The sequence below is a fragment of the Devosia sp. 1566 genome (genome assembly GCF_004005995.1).
In the GTDB taxonomy this organism is placed as follows: domain Bacteria; phylum Pseudomonadota; class Alphaproteobacteria; order Rhizobiales; family Devosiaceae; genus Devosia.
Genome location: NZ_CP034767.1, coordinates 1,395,952 through 1,415,592 on the forward strand (window position 1 = coordinate 1,395,952; position 19,641 = coordinate 1,415,592).

20 protein-coding genes and 1 tRNA gene are annotated in these 19,641 nt (G+C 63.0%); 10 read left to right on the forward strand and 11 right to left on the reverse strand.

Annotated elements, in window-relative coordinates; all coding sequences use genetic code 11:
• Positions 1-26: 26 nt before the first annotated feature.
• From fsa to ELX51_RS06750, 3 genes are all read left to right on the forward strand, one after another.
• Positions 27-680, forward strand: a complete 654-nt coding sequence (gene fsa / locus ELX51_RS06740; protein ID WP_127752799.1) for a fructose-6-phosphate aldolase — start codon at positions 27-29, stop codon at positions 678-680.
• 124 nt (positions 681-804) lie between these two features.
• On the forward strand, positions 805-1,881 hold the full coding sequence (locus tag ELX51_RS06745) for an Mrp/NBP35 family ATP-binding protein (protein WP_127752800.1): 1,077 nt from the start codon (positions 805-807) through the stop codon (positions 1,879-1,881).
• Positions 1,882-1,966: 85 nt separating this feature from the next.
• On the forward strand, positions 1,967-2,188 hold the full coding sequence (locus tag ELX51_RS06750) for a DUF3072 domain-containing protein (RefSeq protein WP_127752801.1): 222 nt from the start codon (positions 1,967-1,969) through the stop codon (positions 2,186-2,188).
• On the opposite strand, the gene ELX51_RS06755 is transcribed toward ELX51_RS06750, so the two are convergent.
• The 5 genes from ELX51_RS06755 to ELX51_RS06775 all read right to left on the reverse strand — a co-directional run bounded on the left by ELX51_RS06755 (position 2,185) and on the right by ELX51_RS06775 (position 10,129).
• The gene (locus ELX51_RS06755; RefSeq protein WP_127752802.1) at positions 2,185-3,762 is read right to left on the reverse strand and encodes an ABC transporter ATP-binding protein; all 1,578 of its coding nucleotides are present in this window, start codon (positions 3,760-3,762) and stop codon (positions 2,185-2,187) included. The genes ELX51_RS06750 and ELX51_RS06755 overlap by 4 nt on opposite strands.
• Entirely contained in the window at positions 3,749-4,594 is an 846-nt protein-coding gene (locus tag ELX51_RS06760; RefSeq protein ID WP_127752803.1) for an ABC transporter permease, read from the reverse strand. Before ELX51_RS06760 ends, ELX51_RS06755 begins: the two co-directional genes overlap by 14 nt.
• Positions 4,591-5,547 (reverse strand): ABC transporter permease, encoded by a 957-nt coding sequence (locus tag ELX51_RS06765; RefSeq protein ID WP_127752804.1) that lies wholly within the window; start codon positions 5,545-5,547, stop codon positions 4,591-4,593. The genes ELX51_RS06760 and ELX51_RS06765 overlap by 4 nt, the downstream gene beginning before the upstream one ends.
• Before the next feature lie 21 nt (positions 5,548-5,568).
• On the reverse strand, positions 5,569-7,050 hold the full coding sequence (locus ELX51_RS06770; RefSeq protein ID WP_127752805.1) for an ABC transporter substrate-binding protein: 1,482 nt from the start codon (positions 7,048-7,050) through the stop codon (positions 5,569-5,571).
• Between the two features lie 151 nt (positions 7,051-7,201).
• Positions 7,202-10,129: a histidine kinase dimerization/phospho-acceptor domain-containing protein gene (locus tag ELX51_RS06775; RefSeq protein ID WP_127752806.1), complete on the reverse strand. Its 2,928-nt coding sequence runs from the start codon at positions 10,127-10,129 to the stop codon at positions 7,202-7,204.
• Between the two features lie 253 nt (positions 10,130-10,382).
• Here ELX51_RS06775 and ELX51_RS06780 point away from each other — a divergent pair.
• Positions 10,383-10,459: transfer RNA gene (locus ELX51_RS06780), tRNA-His, on the forward strand.
• Positions 10,460-10,754: 295 nt separating this feature from the next.
• On the forward strand, positions 10,755-11,870 hold the full coding sequence (gene cfa / locus ELX51_RS06785) for a cyclopropane fatty acyl phospholipid synthase (RefSeq protein ID WP_127752807.1): 1,116 nt from the start codon (positions 10,755-10,757) through the stop codon (positions 11,868-11,870).
• Between the two features lie 39 nt (positions 11,871-11,909).
• Here the strand turns inward: cfa and ELX51_RS06790 are convergent, their stop codons facing one another.
• Together ELX51_RS06790 and ELX51_RS06795 are read right to left on the reverse strand one after the other, a co-directional pair.
• Positions 11,910-12,263 (reverse strand): hypothetical protein, encoded by a 354-nt coding sequence (locus tag ELX51_RS06790; protein WP_127752808.1) that lies wholly within the window; start codon positions 12,261-12,263, stop codon positions 11,910-11,912.
• Between the two features lie 76 nt (positions 12,264-12,339).
• Positions 12,340-13,353: a glycosyltransferase family 2 protein gene (locus ELX51_RS06795; protein WP_127752809.1), complete on the reverse strand. Its 1,014-nt coding sequence runs from the start codon at positions 13,351-13,353 to the stop codon at positions 12,340-12,342.
• Between the two features lie 291 nt (positions 13,354-13,644).
• On the opposite strand from ELX51_RS06795, the gene ELX51_RS06800 reads away from it, so the two are divergent.
• From ELX51_RS06800 to ELX51_RS06815, 5 genes are all read left to right on the forward strand, one after another.
• Entirely contained in the window at positions 13,645-13,881 is a 237-nt protein-coding gene (locus ELX51_RS06800; RefSeq protein WP_127752810.1) for a hypothetical protein, read from the forward strand.
• A 115-nt stretch (positions 13,882-13,996) separates the two neighbouring features.
• Positions 13,997-14,173: a hypothetical protein gene (locus tag ELX51_RS20000; RefSeq protein WP_164854783.1), complete on the forward strand. Its 177-nt coding sequence runs from the start codon at positions 13,997-13,999 to the stop codon at positions 14,171-14,173.
• 115 nt (positions 14,174-14,288) lie between these two features.
• Positions 14,289-14,960, forward strand: a complete 672-nt coding sequence (locus ELX51_RS06805; RefSeq protein WP_164854784.1) for an allophanate hydrolase subunit 1 — start codon at positions 14,289-14,291, stop codon at positions 14,958-14,960.
• 131 nt (positions 14,961-15,091) lie between these two features.
• Positions 15,092-15,865, forward strand: coding sequence for a biotin-dependent carboxyltransferase family protein (locus ELX51_RS06810; RefSeq protein ID WP_248305271.1), 774 nt, complete (start codon positions 15,092-15,094; stop codon positions 15,863-15,865).
• Positions 15,862-16,623, forward strand: coding sequence for a 5-oxoprolinase subunit PxpA (locus tag ELX51_RS06815; protein WP_127752813.1), 762 nt, complete (start codon positions 15,862-15,864; stop codon positions 16,621-16,623). The genes ELX51_RS06810 and ELX51_RS06815 overlap by 4 nt, the downstream gene beginning before the upstream one ends.
• A gap of 1 nt (position 16,624) precedes the next feature.
• On the opposite strand, the gene ELX51_RS06820 is transcribed toward ELX51_RS06815, so the two are convergent.
• From ELX51_RS06820 to ELX51_RS06835, 4 genes are all read right to left on the reverse strand, one after another.
• Positions 16,625-17,425, reverse strand: coding sequence for an ion channel (locus ELX51_RS06820; RefSeq protein WP_127752814.1), 801 nt, complete (start codon positions 17,423-17,425; stop codon positions 16,625-16,627).
• Positions 17,426-17,476: 51 nt separating this feature from the next.
• The gene (locus ELX51_RS06825; RefSeq protein ID WP_127752815.1) at positions 17,477-18,130 is read right to left on the reverse strand and encodes a sulfite oxidase-like oxidoreductase; all 654 of its coding nucleotides are present in this window, start codon (positions 18,128-18,130) and stop codon (positions 17,477-17,479) included.
• 55 nt (positions 18,131-18,185) lie between these two features.
• Positions 18,186-18,818, reverse strand: coding sequence for a PilZ domain-containing protein (locus ELX51_RS06830; RefSeq protein ID WP_127752816.1), 633 nt, complete (start codon positions 18,816-18,818; stop codon positions 18,186-18,188).
• Positions 18,819-18,940: 122 nt separating this feature from the next.
• Positions 18,941-19,588, reverse strand: a complete 648-nt coding sequence (locus ELX51_RS06835) for a PAS domain-containing protein (RefSeq protein ID WP_164854785.1) — start codon at positions 19,586-19,588, stop codon at positions 18,941-18,943.
• Between the last annotated feature and the right edge of the window lie 53 nt (positions 19,589-19,641).

The following is a 19,641-nucleotide window of genomic DNA, read 5'->3' on the forward strand; positions in this document are numbered from 1 at the left end:
GGCAACCCAGACTCTAGGAGGAAACGATGAAGTTTTTCGTCGACACCGCGGACATCAATGACATCCGTGAACTGCATGAAGCCGGCCTGGTTGACGGCGTGACCACCAACCCCTCGCTGATTGCCAAGTCCGGTCGCGACTTCAAGGAAGTGATCAAGGAAATCGCGGCGATCACCCCCGGCCCGGTTTCAGCTGAAGTCGCCTCGCTCGAATATGAAGGCATGGTTGCCGAAGGCGAGCACCTTGCCAAGATCGCGCAGAACATCGTGGTCAAGCTGCCGCTGACGCTCAATGGCCTCAAGGCCACCAAGCACTTCGCGGAAAAGGGCATCAAGACCAATGTGACCCTGTGCTTTTCGGCCAACCAGGCCCTGCTCGCAGCCAAGGCCGGCGCGACCTATATCTCGCCCTTCCTCGGGCGCCTCGATGACCTCAATCTCGATGGCGTCGAGCTGATCGAGAATATCCGCACGATCTACGACAACTACCAGTTCGACACCCAGATCCTGGCCGCTTCGATCCGTACGCCCAATCACGTGACCCAGGTCGCGCTGATCGGTGCTGACGTCGCGACGATCCCGCCTGCCGTGATCCGCAAGCTGGCCGATCACCCGCTGACCAAGTCGGGCATCGACAGCTTCCTTAAGGATTGGGCCGGCACCGGCCAGTCGATCCTCTAACTATGCTTGGGCTCCGGATCATCCGGGGCCCGCTTCTTGTTCGAGACAATTGCCGCGGTCAGCTCATGGGCCGGCCGCAGCTATAGGGCAGGTGCGGCGCCTGCCTCATTCGTGAAAGCCTGACATGGCCGATACCGAACTTGCTGCTGCGGTGAAAGCCGCCTTGGACGCCGTCGAGATCCCCGGCGGCGACACGCTGGCGGGTTATGCCGGCCTCTCGGAAATCATCGTGACGCCCAGCGCCGTGGCCTTTGCCATTGCGGTGCAGCCGGGCATGGAAGCGGCCTTCGGGCCGGTGCGCGAGGCGGCGCAGCGCGCCGCCCAAGCGGTGGCGCCGACGCGCAAGATCATGGTTTCGCTGACCTCGGACAAGGCGCCAGCCACCGGGCAGGCCGCGGCACAGGGCCGGCCGGGTCCTGCACCAAAGCAGGCTGTGCCTGGCGTCAAGCGCATCATTGCCGTTGGTTCGGGCAAGGGCGGGGTGGGCAAATCGACCACGGCGGTCAACCTGGCGCTGGCATTGCAGGCGGACGGGCTGCGTGTCGGCATCCTCGATGCCGATCTTTATGGCCCATCCATTCCCAAGCTCCTGCATCTGGAGGGCAAGCCGGCGGTGCGAGAGGACGGAATTTTCTCGCCGCATGATGCCTTCGGGCTCAAGGCCATGTCGATCGGCTCCATGCTCAATCCGGGGCAGGCGGTGGTCTGGCGCGGGCCGATGGCCACCTCGGCCTTGCGGCAATTGCTCCGCGAAACGGACTGGGGCGAGCTCGATATCCTCGTGGTCGACTTGCCGCCCGGGACGGGCGACATCCACATCTCGCTGTTCCAGCAGGCGGAAGTGGATGGCGTAGTGATCGTTTCGACGCCCCAGGACCTGGCGCTGATCGACGCGCGCAAGGCCATCGACATGCTGCGGCGGCTTAGTGTGCCGTTGCTGGGGCTGGTCGAGAATATGAGCTATTTCATCGCCCCCGATACCGGCAACCGCTACGATATTTTTGGGTCGGGTGGCGCCCAAAAGGCGGCAACTGAACTCGACATGCCGTTCCTGGGGGCGGTGCCGCTGGTGATGTCGATCCGCGAGGCGTCGGATCGGGGTGCGCCGCCGGTGGTGGCTGATCCCAATGGTCCAGAGGCCGAAGCCTTCCGCGCCATTGCGCGCAGGATTCTTGCCGCTACGCCGTCGCTGCGCCACTAAACTGAGCGCATCCTTGCCCTAGGTTGCGGCGCCGGGAACGAGTTGCCAGCTAGAACATTAAGCGAACACCGGAACGGAGTTCGACATGTCCACGACCAATCCCAAAGTTGCCGACGCCCCCAATTCCAATCTTCAGAAGGACCCTGATGATTGGACCACAGGGGACGACCCGATGACGGGCGCACAGGCGTCCTATCTCAAGACGCTAAGCGAGCAGGCCAGCGATCCCGATGCCTTTGCCGAGGATCTGAGCAAGGCGGAGGCCTCCAAGCGCATCGACGCGTTGCGCGAAAAGCTCGGGCTTTAAGCGAGGAGCGCGCCGGCCCCAAGCTCGGGCAGGCGAGCGCCGACCAACTCCTGCGTCAGGCGGTGCTGGGGGTGCTCGAAGATCGCCTTCGGCTCGCCCTGTTCAACGATGCGACCGGCCTCCATCACCATGACCCGGTCCGCCATGGCGCGGACCATATCGAGGTCATGGCTGATCAGGAGATAAGTCAGCCCGAACTCGGCCTGCAACCGCGCAAGCAGGTTCAGCACTTCCCCGCGCACCGACACATCGAGGGCTGACACCGGTTCATCGAGCACCAGCAGCTTGGGCCGGGTGACGAGGGCGCGCGCGATGGCGAGGCGCTGGCGCTGTCCGCCCGAAAATTCATGCGGGTAGCGCTCGAGCATTTCAGGGGACAGGCCAACGGCAGTGATGGCTTCGTGCAGGCGTTCAGTGCGTTGCACGAGGCCAAGTTCAGGCCGCAGCCGCAACGGCTCACCAACGGATTGCCCGATGGTGAGATGCGGATTGAAGCTGCCGAAGGGATCCTGGAACACCAGGGAAATGTCAGCCCGCAACGCCCGGGGCAGGTCGCGGCCGTGATAAGGCTTGCCGCCAAGCCGCACTTCCCCGTCGCTGGCACTATCGAGGCCCGCAATGATGCGGGCGAGGGTGGTTTTGCCGCAGCCGGAAGGACCGACCAGAGCCAGGCATTCGCCGCTGCGAAGCGTGAAAGAAACCTCGTGCAGCGCCCGTAGGGGCTTGGCCGCCCATGGCCAAAGCCCATTGCCGCGGTAGTCGCGACTGACGGCTGCAACCTCCAGCAGGGTTTCACCGAGCGGGGCCCGGTTGGGGCCGACCACGTCGAGGCGTGACGCAGCCACCAGGCGACGGGTGTAGTCTTGTTGCGGGGCGCCCAACACCGCCCCCGTGGTTCCCTGTTCCACAACCACGCCGCGATGCATCACCATCACGCGCGAGCAAAGCGCCGCAACCGCCTTCAGATCATGGCTGATAAACAGCAAGGCCATGTGCCGTCGCTCGCAGATCTGGGCGATCAGTTCGAGCACGCGGCGCTGAGTGACGAGATCGAGGGCGGAAGTGGGCTCATCGGCAATCAGCAAATCGGGTTCGCTCGCGAGCGCCATGGCGATCATGGCGCGCTGCCGCTGTCCACCCGACAACTGATGCGGATACCGACGGGCGTGCTCGGGCAGAAGGCCCACCTCGGCCAAGAGCTGGGGCACGGCGGTTGCCGCACTCGTGTTGGCCTCGTTTAGTTCAACAGCTTCCTCGATCTGGCGACCGATGCGCATCAGAGGGTTAAGCGCGGTCATCGGCTCCTGGAACACCATGCCGAAGCGTTTGCCGCGCAGTCGCGCCATCGGGCGTTCGGCGGTGGGCAAGGGGGTGCCATCGAGGTGGATGGTGCCTGTCAGTGTGGCGCCTATGGGCAGCAGGCCAGTTATCCCGAGGGCCGTCAGGGTTTTGCCAGATCCACTTTCTCCGATGATGCCAAAGCGTTCGCCCGGCTCCAGAGCAAAGCTGACGTTTTTGACCACCTCGGTTTGGCCGAAGGCGATTGATAACCCGCGCACCTCAAGCAAGGGCATGCGCAGCTCCCTGGCGGCGCAGGCGCGGATCAAGCACGTCGCGGAGGCCATCGCCGGCGACATTGATGCACACAACGATCAACACAATGGAGAGCCCCGGCACCAGCGTCAGCCAGGGATGAATTAGGAAGAGGCTCTGGGCATCACGCAGCATCAAGCCAAGGCTGGTGGCCGGGGGCTGGGTGCCGAGCCCGACATAGGACAGGCCTGCTTCCGCCAGGATGCCCAATGATAGCTGGATCGTGCCCTGAACGATCAAGAGGCTGAGAATGTTGGGCAGCAAGTGTCGCCAAGCGATGGCCGCGTTGCCAAGGCCAGCGAGGCGGCCAGCGGCGACGAAATCCAACGTGGCAAAGCTCAGGGCTCCGCCACGGGCGACGCGGGCAAACACCGGGATGTTGAAGATGCCAATGGCAATGGTGGCATTGATGGCGCCCGGGCCAAACAGAGCGGTGATCAGAATTGCAGTGATCACGGCAGGAAAGGCAAACACCACATCGCTGAGACGCAGCACCAGCCATTCTACCGGACCACCCCATGCGGCGGCAGCAAGGCCTAAGGGCACGCCGATGCCGGCGCCGATCAACACGGCCATCGCCGCCACGACAAAGCTAGTGAGCGTTCCTGCCATGACGAGCGAAACCATGTCCCGGCCCAACTGGTCGGTGCCGAGCCAGTGGGCGGCCGTGGGACCAAGAAACCGGCGGCCGATATTGATCTCCGCGATGGAATAGGGCGTCCACCAGATCGAAACGAGGGCTAGCAGCGCAAACAGCAGCGTGCCGGCTGCGCCGAGGCGAAAGCTCCGGTTGGCAAAAAGGCGTTCGATCATGTCGCCACGCCTCGCCCGCGCAGGCGCGGGTCAACCAGGCCGTAGGCGAGGTCGACCAGCAACATGGTGAGGCTGACCGTCACCACCAGCACCATTACCGCGCCACGCACAAGGATCAGGTCACGCTCCGAGATGGCGGTGAAGATCAGGCGGCCCAGACCGGGCAGATAGAACACATTCTCAACGATAATAGCGCCGGCGATCAGGAACGCGAATTGCAGACCCAGAATGGTCAACACCGGGAGCATGGCATTGCGCACGCCATGGCGCCAAACGGCCTCGCCCAGCGTCATGCCCTTGGCACGCGCGGTGCGGATAAAATCCTGCTCCTGGATGTCCACCAGCGCCGTGCGCATCACCCGCGCCAGGATCGAGGCCTGGGGCAGCGCCAGCGCCAGGCTCGGCAGAACCAGCGAGCGCATGGCAGCAAAGGGGTTCTCGTTCCATGGCGTAAAGCCACCGGGCGGCAGCCAGCGCAGGGCAACAGCAAAGACAAGGGTCAGCAACATGCCAAACCAGAAATTGGGGACGGCGACGCCCAACTGCGCCAGCACCATCAGCGCGGAATCGAGGGCCTTGCCACGGTGGCGGGCCGCAAGGATGCCGAGCGGCAGCCCGACCGCGACCGAAATGATGATCGCCGCGATGGTGAGGGGGAGGGTGACCGCGAGTCGCCCAGCAATCAGCGAGGCCACGGGAGCCTGCTGGGTGTAAGACTCCCCGAGATTGCCGTGCAGCATGCCCCAGAGCCAGGCGACGAAACGCTGCGTTGGTGGAGCCTCAAGGCCCATCTGCAGGCGCAGATTGGCCACGGCCTCATGGCTGGCAGTGATACCCAGGATAAAGCGGGCGGGATCGCCGGGCAGCAGGTCAAGCAGAAAGAAGATCGCCGTCGCCGCGAGCAGCAACGTCAGTGCAAACCCACCCAAGCGGCGCAGCAGAAAAACCATCATGCCGTGGCCGCCCCGGACGCCTTAGTCCACCCAGTGGATGGAGCGGAGCACCACGCCCTCGATCGGCGAATTCGGCCACATGCCTTCGAGCTTGGCGTTCCACACGCCGGTCTTTGCCAGCTCGAACAAGTAGCCATTGACCGCATCATTGGCGAGAATGGTCTGGGCCTCGATGGCGAGGGACTTGCGTTCCGCCTCGTTGGTGGTGGCATTGAGCGTCTCGATCAGCGCCTGGAATTGCGGATTGTCGTAGCCGAAATAATAGTTGGGATCGGCATAGATGCCGATGTCGAAGGGCTCCACATGGGCGATGATGGAGAGATCAAAGTCCTTGTTGGTCAGCACATCTTCGAGCCACTGCGCCCATTCGAGGTTGATGAGTTCGAGCTTGATGCCGACCTCGGCAAACTGGCTGGCGAGGATCTGTCCGCTGACCTTGGCATAGTTCACCGGGGGCAGCTTGAGCGTGGCGCTGAACCCATCGGGATAGCCGGCTTCGGCGAGGAGCGCGCGCGCCTTTTCGGGGTCATAGGGATAGGTATTGGTCAGATCGACATAATAGGGATTGTGCGGGGCGAAATGGCTGCCGATCGCCACGCCATAGCCATAGGTCGCCCCTTCGATGATGGCGGCGCGGTCAATGGCATGCGCCATGGCCTGGCGCACTTTGAGCTCGTTGAAGGGCGCCTTGGCATTGTTGGTGGACAAGATGGCCTCACCCTCAGTCGTGCCCACCAGCACCTTGAACTGCGGATTGCCCTCAAAGATCGGCAGCGCTTCGGCGGCGAAATTATTGGTGCCGTCTACGTCGCCCGCAAGGAGCGCATTGGTCATGGTTGCGGTGTCGCTGATAAACACGAAAGTTGCGCGGGTTATCGCCGGCAGCTCACCCCAATAGGGGCCATATTGCTCGAGCACGACGCGGCTGCCCTTGTCCCACTGCACAAAGCTAAAGGGGCCGGTGCCGATGGGGGCAGTGGCATTGTTCTCGGCGCTTTCGGGCGCAACGATGATGGCATCCCCACGCCCGAGATTGAACAGGAACATCCCGTCGGGGCGGCTGAGGGTAAAGGTGATGGTTTGGGGATCCTGGACCACAACGCTGGCGATGGGGGAGAACAGCGCCTTCTGAGCATTGATGCTCTCTGGCGCCAGCAGCCGGTCAAAGGTGTATTTGACGTCATCGGCATCAAAGCTGGTGCCGTCATGGAAGGTGACGTCAGGCTGGAGGATGAAGGTATAGGTCAGCCCGTCATCGCTGATCGTCCAGCTGCTGGCGAGGGAGGGCTGCACCGCGCCGGTCTGGTCGATCTGCGTCAGGCCCTCAAAGACGTTCTGATAGCCGATGTTGTCGATGGCTTCGGCAGCGCCTGCCGTAGGATCAAGGGTAGGTGGCTCTAGGGCGACGCCGATCCGGATTTGCGTCGAGGCAGCAAGCGCAAGGCTCGACCAGCTCATGCCAAGCATTGCCGCCATGCCCAGAATTTGTAGTCCCTTGCCCATGCTTTCGCTCCCCGTTGCGGCTCGGCCGCCTTGCGTTCTTTTCTATAAGGCAGTGCGCCCGGCATGGCACCTAGGCAAAGGATGAAGATTTGCTGGTGTGACCCCAGTGCATGGCATGATCATGCACTGCCGGAGCGGTGCGGCGGCCCGATTACTTCTCGCCGGCTTCGGCGATGGGCGCATCGACGAGGTCGGAGGGAATGCGCAGTGTGAACAGCAGCCCGTGCTCGCCAGCTGGGTCCACGGCCAGTGAAAAGGCGTTGACCGACAGCAGCGAGCGGGTGAGGGCGAGACCGACGCTGGAGCGCACCGGCGCCACGGCCTTGCCGTCCCGGCCCACGCCATCGCGGAACACCACGAAACGTTCAGCCATGTCGACTGCTGTGTTGGAGCTATCGCGCACATGGATGGCGATGCTGCCATCGTCCTCCCTATTGGAGGAGATGATGACGGCGCCACCCGCCGGGGTTTGATCAATAGCGCTGGCGAGCAGGTTCAGCACCGCTTGGGCCAGCGATGCCCGATCGGCCGTGACCTTGGGCAGGGATTCGGAAATCGCATTGCGCACGATCACCCGCGAGATGCCGGCCTGGTGGCGGATGCGCAGCACGCAGCTTTCGAGCAGTCCGGTCAGATCAATGCTGGCGCGTTGGGGCAGGTAGCGCCCATCGCGCAGGCGGGTGAAATCATCGAGTTCATCCACCAGCGCGGCGATCTCGTTGCCGGCAGTGACGATATCCTGCGCATAAGTCTCGTGGCGCTCGGTGCCGAGCCGACCAAAGGCCTCCGAACGCAGCAGATCGGAAAAACCGATGATGGTGTTGAGTGGGCGGCGAATCCCCCGGCTGATCCGAGCCAGCAGCGCTGGATCGATATCGCTCGGCGCTCCGAGGCGCGGCTGGCTGGTTTCGCGCTGGTGCACAAAGCCGAAATAACCGGTGACGACGCCCGCCTGGCCCTGCGCAAACAGCATCAATTCGGCACCCGCGGAGGCGGCGCGCAGCGACAGGCAGGGACGGGCCGATTCGGCAAAGCGCGCTGGCCGCTCAAGGAACGACTGCAGATCCGGGGTGTCGGCGCGGGCGACAAAGCTCGTCAGCGGCCGCCCCTGCAGCGACGCGCCTTCCTGGCCCAGCAGCGCGGCGGCACGCGGGGACACGACGCTCAGCACGCCCGCCCGATTGGTTTCGAAGAACCCGTCCCCACGCAAGCTGGCAAAGGTTTCCGCGAAGGCGCGCACTGCAGCTTCATGGCCAGTGCGAACTTCGGTGGCGCTCGCCGACAGCATGAGGGCCGGGCGACCCTGCCAGGAAATGGACTGCAAGCGTGCGGTCACCGGCACCAGCGTGCCATCACGCTGCACCAGATGGTTGACCGGCCCCGCTTCGTGACCTTCCGGTCCGGCCGCCGGGAACACCGAGGCCAGGCCGGCGGCGCGCAGGTTCTCCACCGAATCATAGCCGACCATCTCGGTGATGGCACGGTTGGCGAACAGCACTTGCTGATCACGGAACACGAGGATGCCGAGCGGCAGCCGGTTCAGCACCAGCGTTTCGCCACCCAGATTGATCAGTGCACCCGAACTGCTCGGTGGTTGGGCAACAGCGCGCTGCGCCTGACCCGAGGTCTCACCCATGCGGTCGTTCAGAATGCGCGAGAGCTCATCGAAGTTGTAGCGCGAAACGCGTTCCACCGCCTCAGGATCGGGGGCGCCCCGCGGCAGGATTTCCGGGCCATCCTCAGTCGCGGCATCGGATTGGGGCTCGGGAGTGTCATCGCCGTCGAATTCGGCAAGCTCGTCCTCGGCTGTGGACGCTAGCAACTGCTCCTGCGCGTTGTCCTCGTCCTCATCCACTTCCGGCTCGGGCTCATCGATAAAGGCGGCTGTTGGTTGCTCCATCGGCGCCGCCGATGCTTCGACCTCAATCGTCGCGGGGGTGTCCTGCTGATCTTCGGCCGCAGGGGCAGAAGCGGCAGCGACAAAGCCTGTGCCTGTCACCAGCCAGAGTTGTGGTGCAGCGCCGGTAACAACCGGGTCGCTTTGCAGCGGATCATCCGAATCGGTGAGCGGCGAGAACAAATCGGCGTCCGCACTCAACCGGTCGACCAGCGCCGATAGCCGGGTGCCCACGCCTGGCGCTTCTTCGACAGGCGGCTCGGAGGCGTCTGATGGCGTTACCTCTGGTTCGTTCTCGAACTCGGAAACCGCTTCCGAGGTCTCGGCGGCGCTGTCCTCGTCCTCGGCCTCATAGCCGCTCGGAGCGGCAGCATCGCTTTCGGTCGCCCGCCAGTTGTCGAGCTCGCGCTGATAGGCCGCATCATTGGCCTCGATCGCCGCGGCAATCGGGGCAAGCTCACCCACCTGGGGATCTGGTTCGACCGTTTCCTCGTCTTCATCAACCAATGCGACAGGCCGGAAGGGCGCCGTTTCCAGGACCACGCCGGGGGGCGGCAGCGGCAACCATGGCCGCGGTGGCAAGACAGGCCCTTGCGACTCAGCTGCGGGCAGTTGGGGCTCTTGAGCCTCTACCAGCGCAGCTTCCAGCTCGGGCGCCACAACTGAAAGCTCGAGCGACTCGGTGACCGGATCTGGCGAGGTCTCGGAGTCTATCGTCGTCGGCGGAGCAGCCGGCTCACTCGTCACGGCCATAGCCGAGGGTGCGGCCAGCGAATCGGCAGGGGCCAGGGCGGGTGCCGGACCGCTCGCCAACAAGATCTCGGCGTCGATGGCGTCAACCGCCACGATCAGCAGCATCGCTGCGCCTACACCATCGAGCAGCGGCGTTGTGGCGCAGGTCGCCGAGATCGGCTTTTCCCCAGCCAAGAACTGGATCCGCGCAAGACTGCTTCGACCGGTGGAGCCGAGTCGGATATTACGAGCTATCTGGCCCTTGATCGGTACTGGGGTGGGGCCGCGCTTGATGCCGCTTTTCTTGAGCTTGGCGCCAAACAGCGTTGCTGCCCGATTGTGCCAGATCAAGTGCAGCCCGTCGGCGGACCATAGCCAGGCCGGGCGGGGATCCTCGGCGTGTTGCAACACGCGGGCACCAGCTGGCGATGTGATCCAGTCGTCATCCATCGATAACCGCTACCCGTTGCATCTGTGCCATTTCGGTACAGTTCATTCTTGTTCGTTAAGTGTTCTTCAATATAGCGCCCCTCGCACCCGGTCCATAGCAGTGCGGCCGAGACCCCCCAACAAACTTGGGCATGGTTAAGAGGAGCGGTGCAGAGGGGTAAGCTGCAAAAGAGCGCTTGTCATCAGCGACAAGTCGACCTATGTATCGCGCGCTTTCGGGACTCGCTTGGCGATGTACCCGGACAGGCCCATTGCCGCCTTAGCTCAGTTGGTTAGAGCGCTAGATTGTGGATCTAGAGGTCCTCGGTTCGATCCCGAGAGGTGGTACCACTCCTTCACATCCCTGCTGCCGCATGTTGCGCCCGACAGATCAAGTCGGCGTCGAACTTGCCCGCTGCGGCGCCGGGATCCCAAACACCTTCCCATTGCCACCGAAGGGGCGGAAATCCCGCAGCAATGGCCCGATTTGTGTGCCCGAATCTTAACCATCGGTATCTTGCGATATATCATTGCGCCCCCTCAAAGAGCGGCATAGCATCCCCATGATGCACGCACGGCCTCGGGCCTTCGGTCCCCGGCATGGCGCGCCCCTTTGCTTTGTCCAACATGTGCGCGATGTGGCCAAATGGGTATGCGGAACAAAACCTTCATCTCCGATCTTCTGCAGCAACACGACATCCAGGTGGGAGGGCAGCGACCCTTCGATGTCACCGTTTACGACGAAAAGCTGTTTGACCGGGTGATGCTGCAAGGCACGCTCGGCCTCGGCGAGGCCTATATGGAGGGGTGGTGGGACGCTGCGGCGCTCGATCAGTTCATCTACCGACTGCTGGTGAACAACGTCAAAGCCAAGCTGCCGATCGACTTTGCCCTGATGTGGAGCATGCTAAAGGGCCGCATCCTCAACCTGCAGCGCCTGAAGGTGCAAGAAGTGGGGGAGCGGCATTATGACATCGGCAACGATCTTTACGCTGCCATGCTCGATCCACGCATGATCTATTCCTGCGGCTACTGGAAGAACGCCACCACTCTTGCTGAGGCGCAGGAAGCTAAGCTCGACCTCATCTGCCGCAAGGCAGGGCTGGAGCCGGGTATGCGCATTCTCGATATCGGCTCGGGCTGGGGCGGGTTCCTGAAGTTCGCCGCCGAGCGCTACGGTGTTGAGGGTGTGGGGGTAACCATCTCCAAGGAGCAGGCGAGTTGGGCCAATAGCCACTCCGAGGGCTTGCCGGTCGAAACCCGGCTGATGGACTATATGGCGCTCGAGGGAAAGTTTGACCGCATCATCTCGATCGGCATGTTCGAGCATGTGGGCTACAAGAACTATCGCCCCTATATGGAAAAGGTGCGGGAGTTGCTCGCCGATGATGGCCTGTTCGTACTGCACACTATCGGCGGCAATCTCACCCAGTCGCATGGCGATCCATGGAGCGAAAAGTACATCTTTCCCAATGGCATGCTGCCGTCGCAAAAACAGATCAGTGAAGCCAGCGAGGGCCTCTTCATCATGGAAGATTGGCACAATTTCGGGGCGGATTACGACCGGACCCTGCTGGCTTGGTACGAAAACTTTGAGGCAGCCTGGCCCAGTCTCAAGGACAAGTATGGCGACCGCTTCTATCGGATGTGGCGCTATTACCTGTTGAGCTTCGCCGCCACATTCAGGGCGCGCTATACCCAACTCTGGCAGGTGGTTTATTCACCCAAGGGCGTGGTTGGGGGCTATTCCAGCGTCAGGTAGGCGGGGCAGACTGGCCTCGCGACTGAAACGACTTGAATTTTACTGGCTGGGCAAATTGTCCAGCTCGTTGATCCCGGCCAGCAGTTTGCGGATCGATTCGATCTGGATGGTGAGGTTCTTGATGCGGGTATTGGCGCGCTCGGCATTGCGTTCGAGCTCGGAGATGGACTGCTCGTCGGCGGCGGAGCGTTCACCGAACTCGCCCAGCTGTGACAAGGAGGTCGCCGCGACGGCGTAATCGCGCTCGCGGCGCCGCGTCAGGCCATCGCGTTCATTGATCGCCGCTTGCAGCTCGCCTGCAACGGCGCGGCGCATCCGCTCGATGCGCGCACGGTCCTGCTCCTTGTCGCGCTCGGGCGAGCGGGTCTGGAACATGCTGAAAGGAACTTTCATGGGAGCGGATCGCCGAAGACATCTGGAGCCTAGGTGAGTCTAGCTGCGCGCAGGCCCATATAGCAAGGCGCAAAGGTCAGCGCGGCTCGGCTGGTGGCGCAGCACCCTGCCGGGGCAGCATGGTGCCGGGCAGGCTCAGCAACAATTGGGCATGGAAGCCCGCCGACCAGGCCAGTTGCATGATGGCGCCGGCGAGCGCCGCCGTGATGCCATGGAAAACGCCATGGTGGCTGGACCAGCGGCTGGCAAAAACCACAATCACCCCAGCCCAGCCCAACAGCGGCAGCGCCGCGAGCGGCGTGGCCGATGTGAATAGCGCCAGGCCAAGGGCGGGCAGCAGCAGGATGACCAGCCAGCGCCGCGCATTGGGCGGCTGGCGGTGCATCAGCGCCGTACGCGCCCGGCCGCGACCGAAATTGAAGTATTGCCGCCAGAGACGATCAAGGGAATCGCGGGGGAAATACTCGATGGTGAGGGGCGCGAGATAAAGGCGCCGCCCTGTGGTGGTGAGGCGCAGATCGAGTTCGGCGTCTTCGTTGTGGCTCAAGGTCTCGTTGTAGCCGCCAACGGCGAGGAAATCGTCGAGGAGGAACAAGGCATGATGCCCATGCTCCACCCATTTGCCGCCCGAGATGCTGCGATGCGCGGCGCCGCCAGTGCCATAGATCGAGTTCTGCGCTTCGGCGATGGCGATCTGCAGGGGCGCTTGCCCCACCGCTTTCATGCTCACCACGACCGAATTGGCTTGGGTCTGCCGTTGAATGGCAACGAGCTGGCTCACATAATCACGCGGATAGGCGGCGTGGGCATCGATGCGCACTAGAAAGCGGCAGTCCTGCCCGAAGAGGCGAGCGGCGAGGTTGACGCCGGCACTTTGCAGCCGCCGGGTATTGCGGATCAGGTGTACTTGCGGGGCGGCTTGAGCGATCTGCCGGACAATGGCCGCGGTTTCGTCGGTGCTGCCACCATCGGCCACCACAATGGTCATTGCCGCGGCGAGAGGGTCAGCAAGGAGCGAGGCAAGCACATCGGCGATGTGCCGGGCTTCGTTCAGCGTGGGAACAACAACGAGGACGCTTTCTCGCAACAATGTGGATCCACTGCCCAAAGTGATGCGCCTCGATCAGCTGTCGCTGCGCCTCCGGATGGGGTAAATGGAAGATTAACGGGCAACAAGAATCGCCCAATACGTACGGAAACCTCGCTAGGCCGGTGGATATCCGTGCTCATACGGAGGCTGCGCAGCGGATAACCTTGCGGCGCTGGCGACGGTCGGTCCTGAGGGCAGGGACAAGCCGACTCGCCCCTGCCGGCAAGTCTCGTCTTGCCCCGGCGGGGCCTGCAGTAGTAGGACGGCGCGAACCAACACGCCGAGGATCACGTGAGCAGACGCGACTTTGATGCATCGATCATGCGCCGGCTGCGGCGGGTTGCCGGACGGCACGGGCTGACCATTCTGACGGCCGAAAAGCTCACCGCCAAAATGGGCAAGGGCGGCCATGCGCTGCGCGACGACGAGAGCTTCAACGTGGTCTACGGGCACGACCCGCTGCCGTTCACCGCGACCCTGGCCGATATCGAGGCTTATCTCGACAAGCTCGATGCGGGCGAAGAGTAAGTCTGGCTGACCTTGCTGGCAACCGGCCTATGCGCCCTCATCGGCGAATTTGCATTATTTATTCTGTAACATGAATCGAAGCACACTCCCTTCATTGGCTACTTTGGAGGCGCGTATGTTCACTCTAATAAACGCCGACGCAGAGGACGACGACGCGGAAATCACCGACCCCCAGGAAATTGCCGAGCTGTTTGCCGCTATTGCAGCCGTGGCCATCGAGGCCATCGGGGCAGGGCAAGCCCGCCAGCTCTTTGATGCAGTTGTCGAACAGGAGGGCCGAGATCCCAACTAGCTCTCCCACTTCCAGCCCTCACCACTGACCACGCCGCGCGATCGGGCGCTCAGGTAGCGATCGGCAAATGGTTCTGCTAAGGCGGGACCATCGCCAATCAGGGACTTTGTGCGCCATGTCTGACGCAGGCCTGCCACGGGTCAAGCCCACTATCTTGCCGCTCGGTGACGCGGCAGTGCTGGTGCGCTTTGCCACGAGCTTAAGCGAAAGCGCCAACAATGCTGCGGTAGCGCTGGCGCGCCTGCTTGGGTGGCAGCCTGTGCCAGGGGTAGTCGAAATCACGCCCAATCTGGTGTCGGTGCTGGTGCGGTATGATCCCGCGCTCACCGACGCGGGGCAGCTGGCCGGTGAACTGCGGTTGCGGCTGGCCGGGTTGGACAATGCAGCGGAGTCAGGGGAGCAGCACAAGATCAAGGTGCGCTTCGGCGGCGCGGCTGGCCCCGACCTGCCAGAGGTGGCGGCGCTGCTCGGCATGGAGGCGGACGCCTTTGTGCAAGCCCATAACCGGGCACCACTGCGGGTGCTGGCGACCGGTTTCGCGCCGGGCTTTGTGTATTGTGGTTTTCACGGCTCCGAACTGGTGCTGCCGCGGCGCACGGCAGTGCGGCGCGCCGTGCCCGCCGGTAGCGTGCTGTTTGCGGCCGGGCAGACCGCCATTGCCGCCACGGAAATCCCGACGGGCTGGCACGTGATTGGCCGCACCGAGTTTCGCAATTTCGACCCCGCCGCCGCAGCGCCAACGCGGCTTGCGGCTGGCGACGCGATTCAGTTCGAGGCCCAAGCGTGAGCGCCACCATTACGATTCTCCGGGCGGGGCCGCTCACGACCATTCAGGACGAGGGCCGCTCTGGATTGTTGGCCAGCGGGATCAGTGCGTCGGGACCAATGGACACGGCTGGGTTTGCGTTGGCAGCGGACATGTTGGGCGTCCAAGCGCTTGGGGGCATCGAGTTCACCATGGCGGGGCTCGAACTGGCCGCGACTGCCGGCTCCTGCCGCATCGGCTTTGCCGGCGGTGCTTTTACGGTGCGTCACAATGGCGAACCGGTGAATTGGCCCGGAACGGTGTTGCTGCAAGCGGGCGACCGGCTGGCGATCACGCCCGGTGGTGCGGGGAATTACGGCTATCTTCGCTTCGATGGAGACCTGCAACTGCCGGCAGTGCTGGGTAGCCTAGCTACCAACAGCCGCGCGCAATTGGGGGGATTGGCCGGGCGGCCGCTGCAGGCCGGTGATCGCTTGGAGCTTGGAGCGGGCGCCAGCGGTGCACCGAGACTGCAGCGGTCAAGACCAGTGCCCGCCGAGAGCGCCTTTCGTGTGGTCTGGGGCATCCATGCCGACCTGTTCTCGCCCCAAACACGGCAGGCCTTTGTTGCAGGACGCTTCGAGGTGAGCCCACAAATGGACCGAATGGGCGTGCGCTTGCGCGATGCCGAGAGGGTTTTTGCCGGTGCGGGTGCGCTATCGCTGGTGTCTGACGCGACTGTTCCGGGCGATATCCAGATCCTGGGCGATGGCACGCCGATCGTGCTGATGCGCGATCATCAGCCCACGGGCGGCTATCCTCGCATTGCGACGGTAATCTCGGCCGATCTGGATCGGTTCGCGCAACAGCGCCCCGGAACCACAATTGCATTCCAACCGGTCACTGTCGAACATGCCCATCGTTTGCTGCGCGGAGAAACGCCATGATCTCGATTGATCTCAATGCCGATCTTGGCGAAGGCATGGGCGGTGATGATGCGCTGCTCGCGATCGTCTCGAGTGCTTCGATCGCCTGTGGCGGCCATGCGGGGGATGCGACCACCATCCGCCATGTCCTGGAGCTGTGCAAGGCGCGGGGAATCAGGGCTGGGGCTCATCCCGGCTATGCTGATCCGGCGCGGTTTGGCCGCTTCCGGATGGATATTTCCGCCGAGCAGCTGCTCGGCCAGATCAGCACGCAGATGCAGCTGATCCGCTCCGTTGCCGAGGATGTGGGCGCTGAACTGGCCTATGTGAAACTGCATGGCGCACTGGCCAACCAGACCGCGGAAGACCTTGAGCTTGCAACGCAGGTGTTCAGGGCGATCAAAGCAACGGACCCTCAACTGGCAGTGCTGGCGCTCGACAACAGCCAACAGGTGCGCGCCGCCGAGGGGCTTGGTTTGCCCCTGATTCGGGAAGCCTATGCGGACCGTGCCTATACGCCTGCAGGGATGCTGATGTCGCGCTCGGAGGCTGGAGCGGTGATCCATGAGTCGGACGCCGTAATCACGCGTTGCCTGCGGCTGGCCCTGGCCGGCGAGATCGTCGCCATTGATGGAACAGTGCTGACCTCGTCAGCGCGCTCGATCTGCCTGCATGGCGACACGCCCGGGGCGGTGGAACTGGGCAAGGCGGTGCGGCTGGCGCTGGAAGCCGCAGGGGTCACCATTGCCGCCCAGCTACCCGAACAACAGCCAGCCTAGGTCAGAAGTGGCCACTGTCGGGGATGTTAAGAATATGCCCGCAAGCCTTGCAGTGAACCGCATCGGGATCGTGCCGCTGCAGCCCGCATTGCGGACAGGGGAAATGCACCTTGTTGGGGCGAAAGATCGCCTGCGCCAGGCGCACGAACAATGAGATACCGACGAACATGATGACGATGGAAACGAGCTTTCCCGTCGTGCCGGGCAGGGTGATATCGCCAAAGCCCGTGGTCGTGATCGTGGTGACGGTGAAATAAAGCGCGTCCACATAGCCGGCGATCCCGCCGCCCCGGCCGGCAAACACGGTGTAAACAAAGCCAGTGACCACAAACAGGAACACCAGCAGGTTGATCACCGCCTGGATGGTTTCCTGATATTGGGCCAATCCCCGCTTGCGGAGCGGCCGCCAGAAGACGGTGCTGCGGGTCAAGGTCCACAGGCGCATGATGCGCAGGAACCCCAGATTGAAGAACCAGGTCGGCGCCAAGAGCGTCAGCAGGATGAAGATGTCGATAATCACCGGCAATTGGCGCAGCCAACGGGTAAAGTTGTTGGTGGCAAGCGCGCGGGCGATGATGTCCAGCCCCAGCAAGGCGGCGATGGAATAATCCAGCCACAGAAAGGCATCCTGATCGCGGATCAGGGGAGAGGCGATGAAAAAGCCGATGATCGCGAGGTCCACCACCAGCACAAGGTACTGAAAGCGAACCGCCGCTGGCGACTGACCGTGATACAAGACGCGCAGCGTCGAGCGCAGGCGTGTAAAGCCGCTCCGCTTGGAGGCTCGGTCGGGCTGATCCATGTCATCGTAACCTATCAAGGGAGACGGGTGGCGGTTGCCATAGTGAGCTGGTCAGGAATAGCGTTGTTCACGCCACGGGTCGCCGTGGTTGTGATAGCCGCGCGTTTCCCAAAAGCCAGGCTGGTCTGTGGCCGCAAATTCGATCCGGCGCAACCATTTGGCGCTTTTCCAGAAATAAAGATGGGGCACGACGAGGCGCATCGGGCCACCATGCTCGGCGGTCAGCGGGGTGCCTTCCCAGCTATGGGCCAGAACCGCATCTTCCACCAGGAAATCGGCGACGGGCAAGTTGGTGGTGTAGCCGTCATTACTGAACAGGTGAACGAACTGCGCTTCGGGCTGCAACCCGACCTGCGCCGCCAACTCCTGAGTGGAAACGCCTTGCCAGTGGTTGTCGTAGCGCGACCAGGTGGTGACGCAATGGATGTCTGAAACTGGGTTCACCTGGGGCAGGGCCATGAAGCCGTTCCAATCCAGTGTGGTCAGCCGATCCACGAGCCCGGTGACGTCGAGCTTCCAGTTGGTCAGATTGATGGGAGGCTCGATCCCCAGATCAAGCACCGGCCAGTTCTTGACCAGGTGCTGGCCTGGAGGCAAGCGGCTATCCTCGGGGCGGCTGGTGCGGCCCGTGATGAAGCGACCCTCGGCGGCCCATTTCGCCTTGGTGCGGGTCAGTTTGCTGTCTTGTGTCAGATCGTCTGCCATCGCGCGCTCCGCTTCTGGGTAAGCGAACGCGCCGGGGTGCACCGAAGTTTCGGCGTCAGTTCATCCGCAGGTTTTGTTGTACCACCGTCAGCATTTCCTGGGCAGAGGCGAACTCCACCGCAACCCCGTTCTGGAAATGGCGCACGACGCGAGCGCGCATGCGGCCCAGCGTAATCGGCGTGCCCAAGGCGGGGCGCACATCCAGCTCCACCGCGGCGCCCGAGAGTGAGATGTCGATGATCTTGCAGTTATAGCGTCGGCCATCATCCAGCACGACGCTGGAATGGCGGATATCGGGCACCACACGTTCGTGGCGGCGATCTTCAGGCAGGTTCAGCAGTTCCTTGTTGGCGAGCCAGGTCAGCTGGGCCGCCATCTTGTCGCGCTTGCGCGGCGAGGCGGCGATGTTCATGCAGAACCCACCATCGATCTGGGCGAGAATGGTGCCTTCGATGCGACCAACAAGGTCCACATACGCAATGACCTTTTCCCCCACAACGCCACTGATGGGCGCGACGACCACCGCGTCGCCGGGCGACATCTCAAGGATCTGGCAGGGGAACTCGCGGCGGTCCGCCAGCATATAGCGGCCAAGGACGGAAACCTTGACGCGCTGGAATTGAATGGGCTCGGCACGCGTGCGGGCCGGGGCGATGAAGCGCGGAGAAGGTATTGCGTCGCTGAGCATGCGCCAGACCGATGGTGAGCGTTATCCACGCAAACCTATCGAGCTTTGGTTAAACAGTTGTAAGAATTTGGGCGCCAAAGACGCGCAGATCGGCGTGTTTCTGGAGGTTCCGCGGCAAGGCCTTACTTACCACGACCGCCGTCGATCACCGCCAGATGGGCGTAGCGGCGGGCGGAGCGGCCATAAACGGTGGCGGGCATTGGCGCCGAGGCGGAATAGCTGCGCTCGCCCACCACCTGCACTGATACATCTCTGACGGTTTCCTCCAGCGCCACATCATCGGGCCAGATCAACCGCAGGCCGGAAATGCGCTGCTCGATGATCGGCTGCACGCCCAGCCAATAGGGCTCATTGACGGCCGTCATGGCGCCCAAGAGGCGGGTATGGGTGGAGCCATTGTGCCGCAACGGCATCAGGATAGTTTCAAAGCTGGCCTTGGTGTGGATTGCCGTGGTGCCGCTGAAGGTTACCAGCGCCACCGCATGGTCTTCGGTCACCGCACGCAGGAGGGTATCGAGCGCATCCTGATCGCGTTCATGCCAGAGGGCGGAAAAGGAGCGGCCCTTGAGTTCGCGGCAATAGCTGTTGCACAGATGGGAACCAGCAAGGCGGAACGAGAATTTGTCGTTCTCGTCCAGTTCAAGGATGAAGGTGTTGCCCAGGGCATCGCGAATGCGGGCCGGGTCAATATCCTTGCGGTCTGGAGCGCTGCGGGAACCCCGCAGCTTGTTCCAATAATCATAGAGCGTTTTGGTGCTCGTTTTTTGCATGGTCGACCCAGTTGCGGAATGGGCGCGCATTCCCCCCATGGAACGCTTTCGCC

Coding starts and splice junctions, on each gene's coding strand:
- fsa (WP_127752799.1), top strand. CDS start 27: ATGAAGTTTTTCGTCGACACCGCGGACATCAATGACATCCGTGAACTG.
- ELX51_RS06805 (WP_164854784.1), top strand. CDS start 14,289: ATGTCTGACGCAGGCCTGCCACGGGTCAAGCCCACTATCTTGCCGCTC.
- ELX51_RS06830 (WP_127752816.1), bottom strand. CDS start 18,818: ATGCTCAGCGACGCAATACCTTCTCCGCGCTTCATCGCCCCGGCCCGC.
- ELX51_RS06765 (WP_127752804.1), bottom strand. CDS start 5,547: ATGATGGTTTTTCTGCTGCGCCGCTTGGGTGGGTTTGCACTGACGTTG.
- ELX51_RS06825 (WP_127752815.1), bottom strand. CDS start 18,130: ATGGCAGACGATCTGACACAAGACAGCAAACTGACCCGCACCAAGGCG.
- ELX51_RS06750 (WP_127752801.1), top strand. CDS start 1,967: ATGTCCACGACCAATCCCAAAGTTGCCGACGCCCCCAATTCCAATCTT.
- ELX51_RS06770 (WP_127752805.1), bottom strand. CDS start 7,050: ATGGGCAAGGGACTACAAATTCTGGGCATGGCGGCAATGCTTGGCATG.
- ELX51_RS06755 (WP_127752802.1), bottom strand. CDS start 3,762: ATGCCCTTGCTTGAGGTGCGCGGGTTATCAATCGCCTTCGGCCAAACC.
- ELX51_RS06745 (WP_127752800.1), top strand. CDS start 805: ATGGCCGATACCGAACTTGCTGCTGCGGTGAAAGCCGCCTTGGACGCC.
- ELX51_RS06775 (WP_127752806.1), bottom strand. CDS start 10,129: ATGGATGACGACTGGATCACATCGCCAGCTGGTGCCCGCGTGTTGCAA.
- ELX51_RS06810 (WP_248305271.1), top strand. CDS start 15,092: ATGTTGGGCGTCCAAGCGCTTGGGGGCATCGAGTTCACCATGGCGGGG.
- ELX51_RS06820 (WP_127752814.1), bottom strand. CDS start 17,425: ATGGATCAGCCCGACCGAGCCTCCAAGCGGAGCGGCTTTACACGCCTG.
- cfa (WP_127752807.1), top strand. CDS start 10,755: ATGGGTATGCGGAACAAAACCTTCATCTCCGATCTTCTGCAGCAACAC.
- ELX51_RS06815 (WP_127752813.1), top strand. CDS start 15,862: ATGATCTCGATTGATCTCAATGCCGATCTTGGCGAAGGCATGGGCGGT.
- ELX51_RS06835 (WP_164854785.1), bottom strand. CDS start 19,588: ATGCAAAAAACGAGCACCAAAACGCTCTATGATTATTGGAACAAGCTG.
- ELX51_RS06790 (WP_127752808.1), bottom strand. CDS start 12,263: ATGAAAGTTCCTTTCAGCATGTTCCAGACCCGCTCGCCCGAGCGCGAC.
- ELX51_RS06760 (WP_127752803.1), bottom strand. CDS start 4,594: ATGATCGAACGCCTTTTTGCCAACCGGAGCTTTCGCCTCGGCGCAGCC.
- ELX51_RS20000 (WP_164854783.1), top strand. CDS start 13,997: ATGTTCACTCTAATAAACGCCGACGCAGAGGACGACGACGCGGAAATC.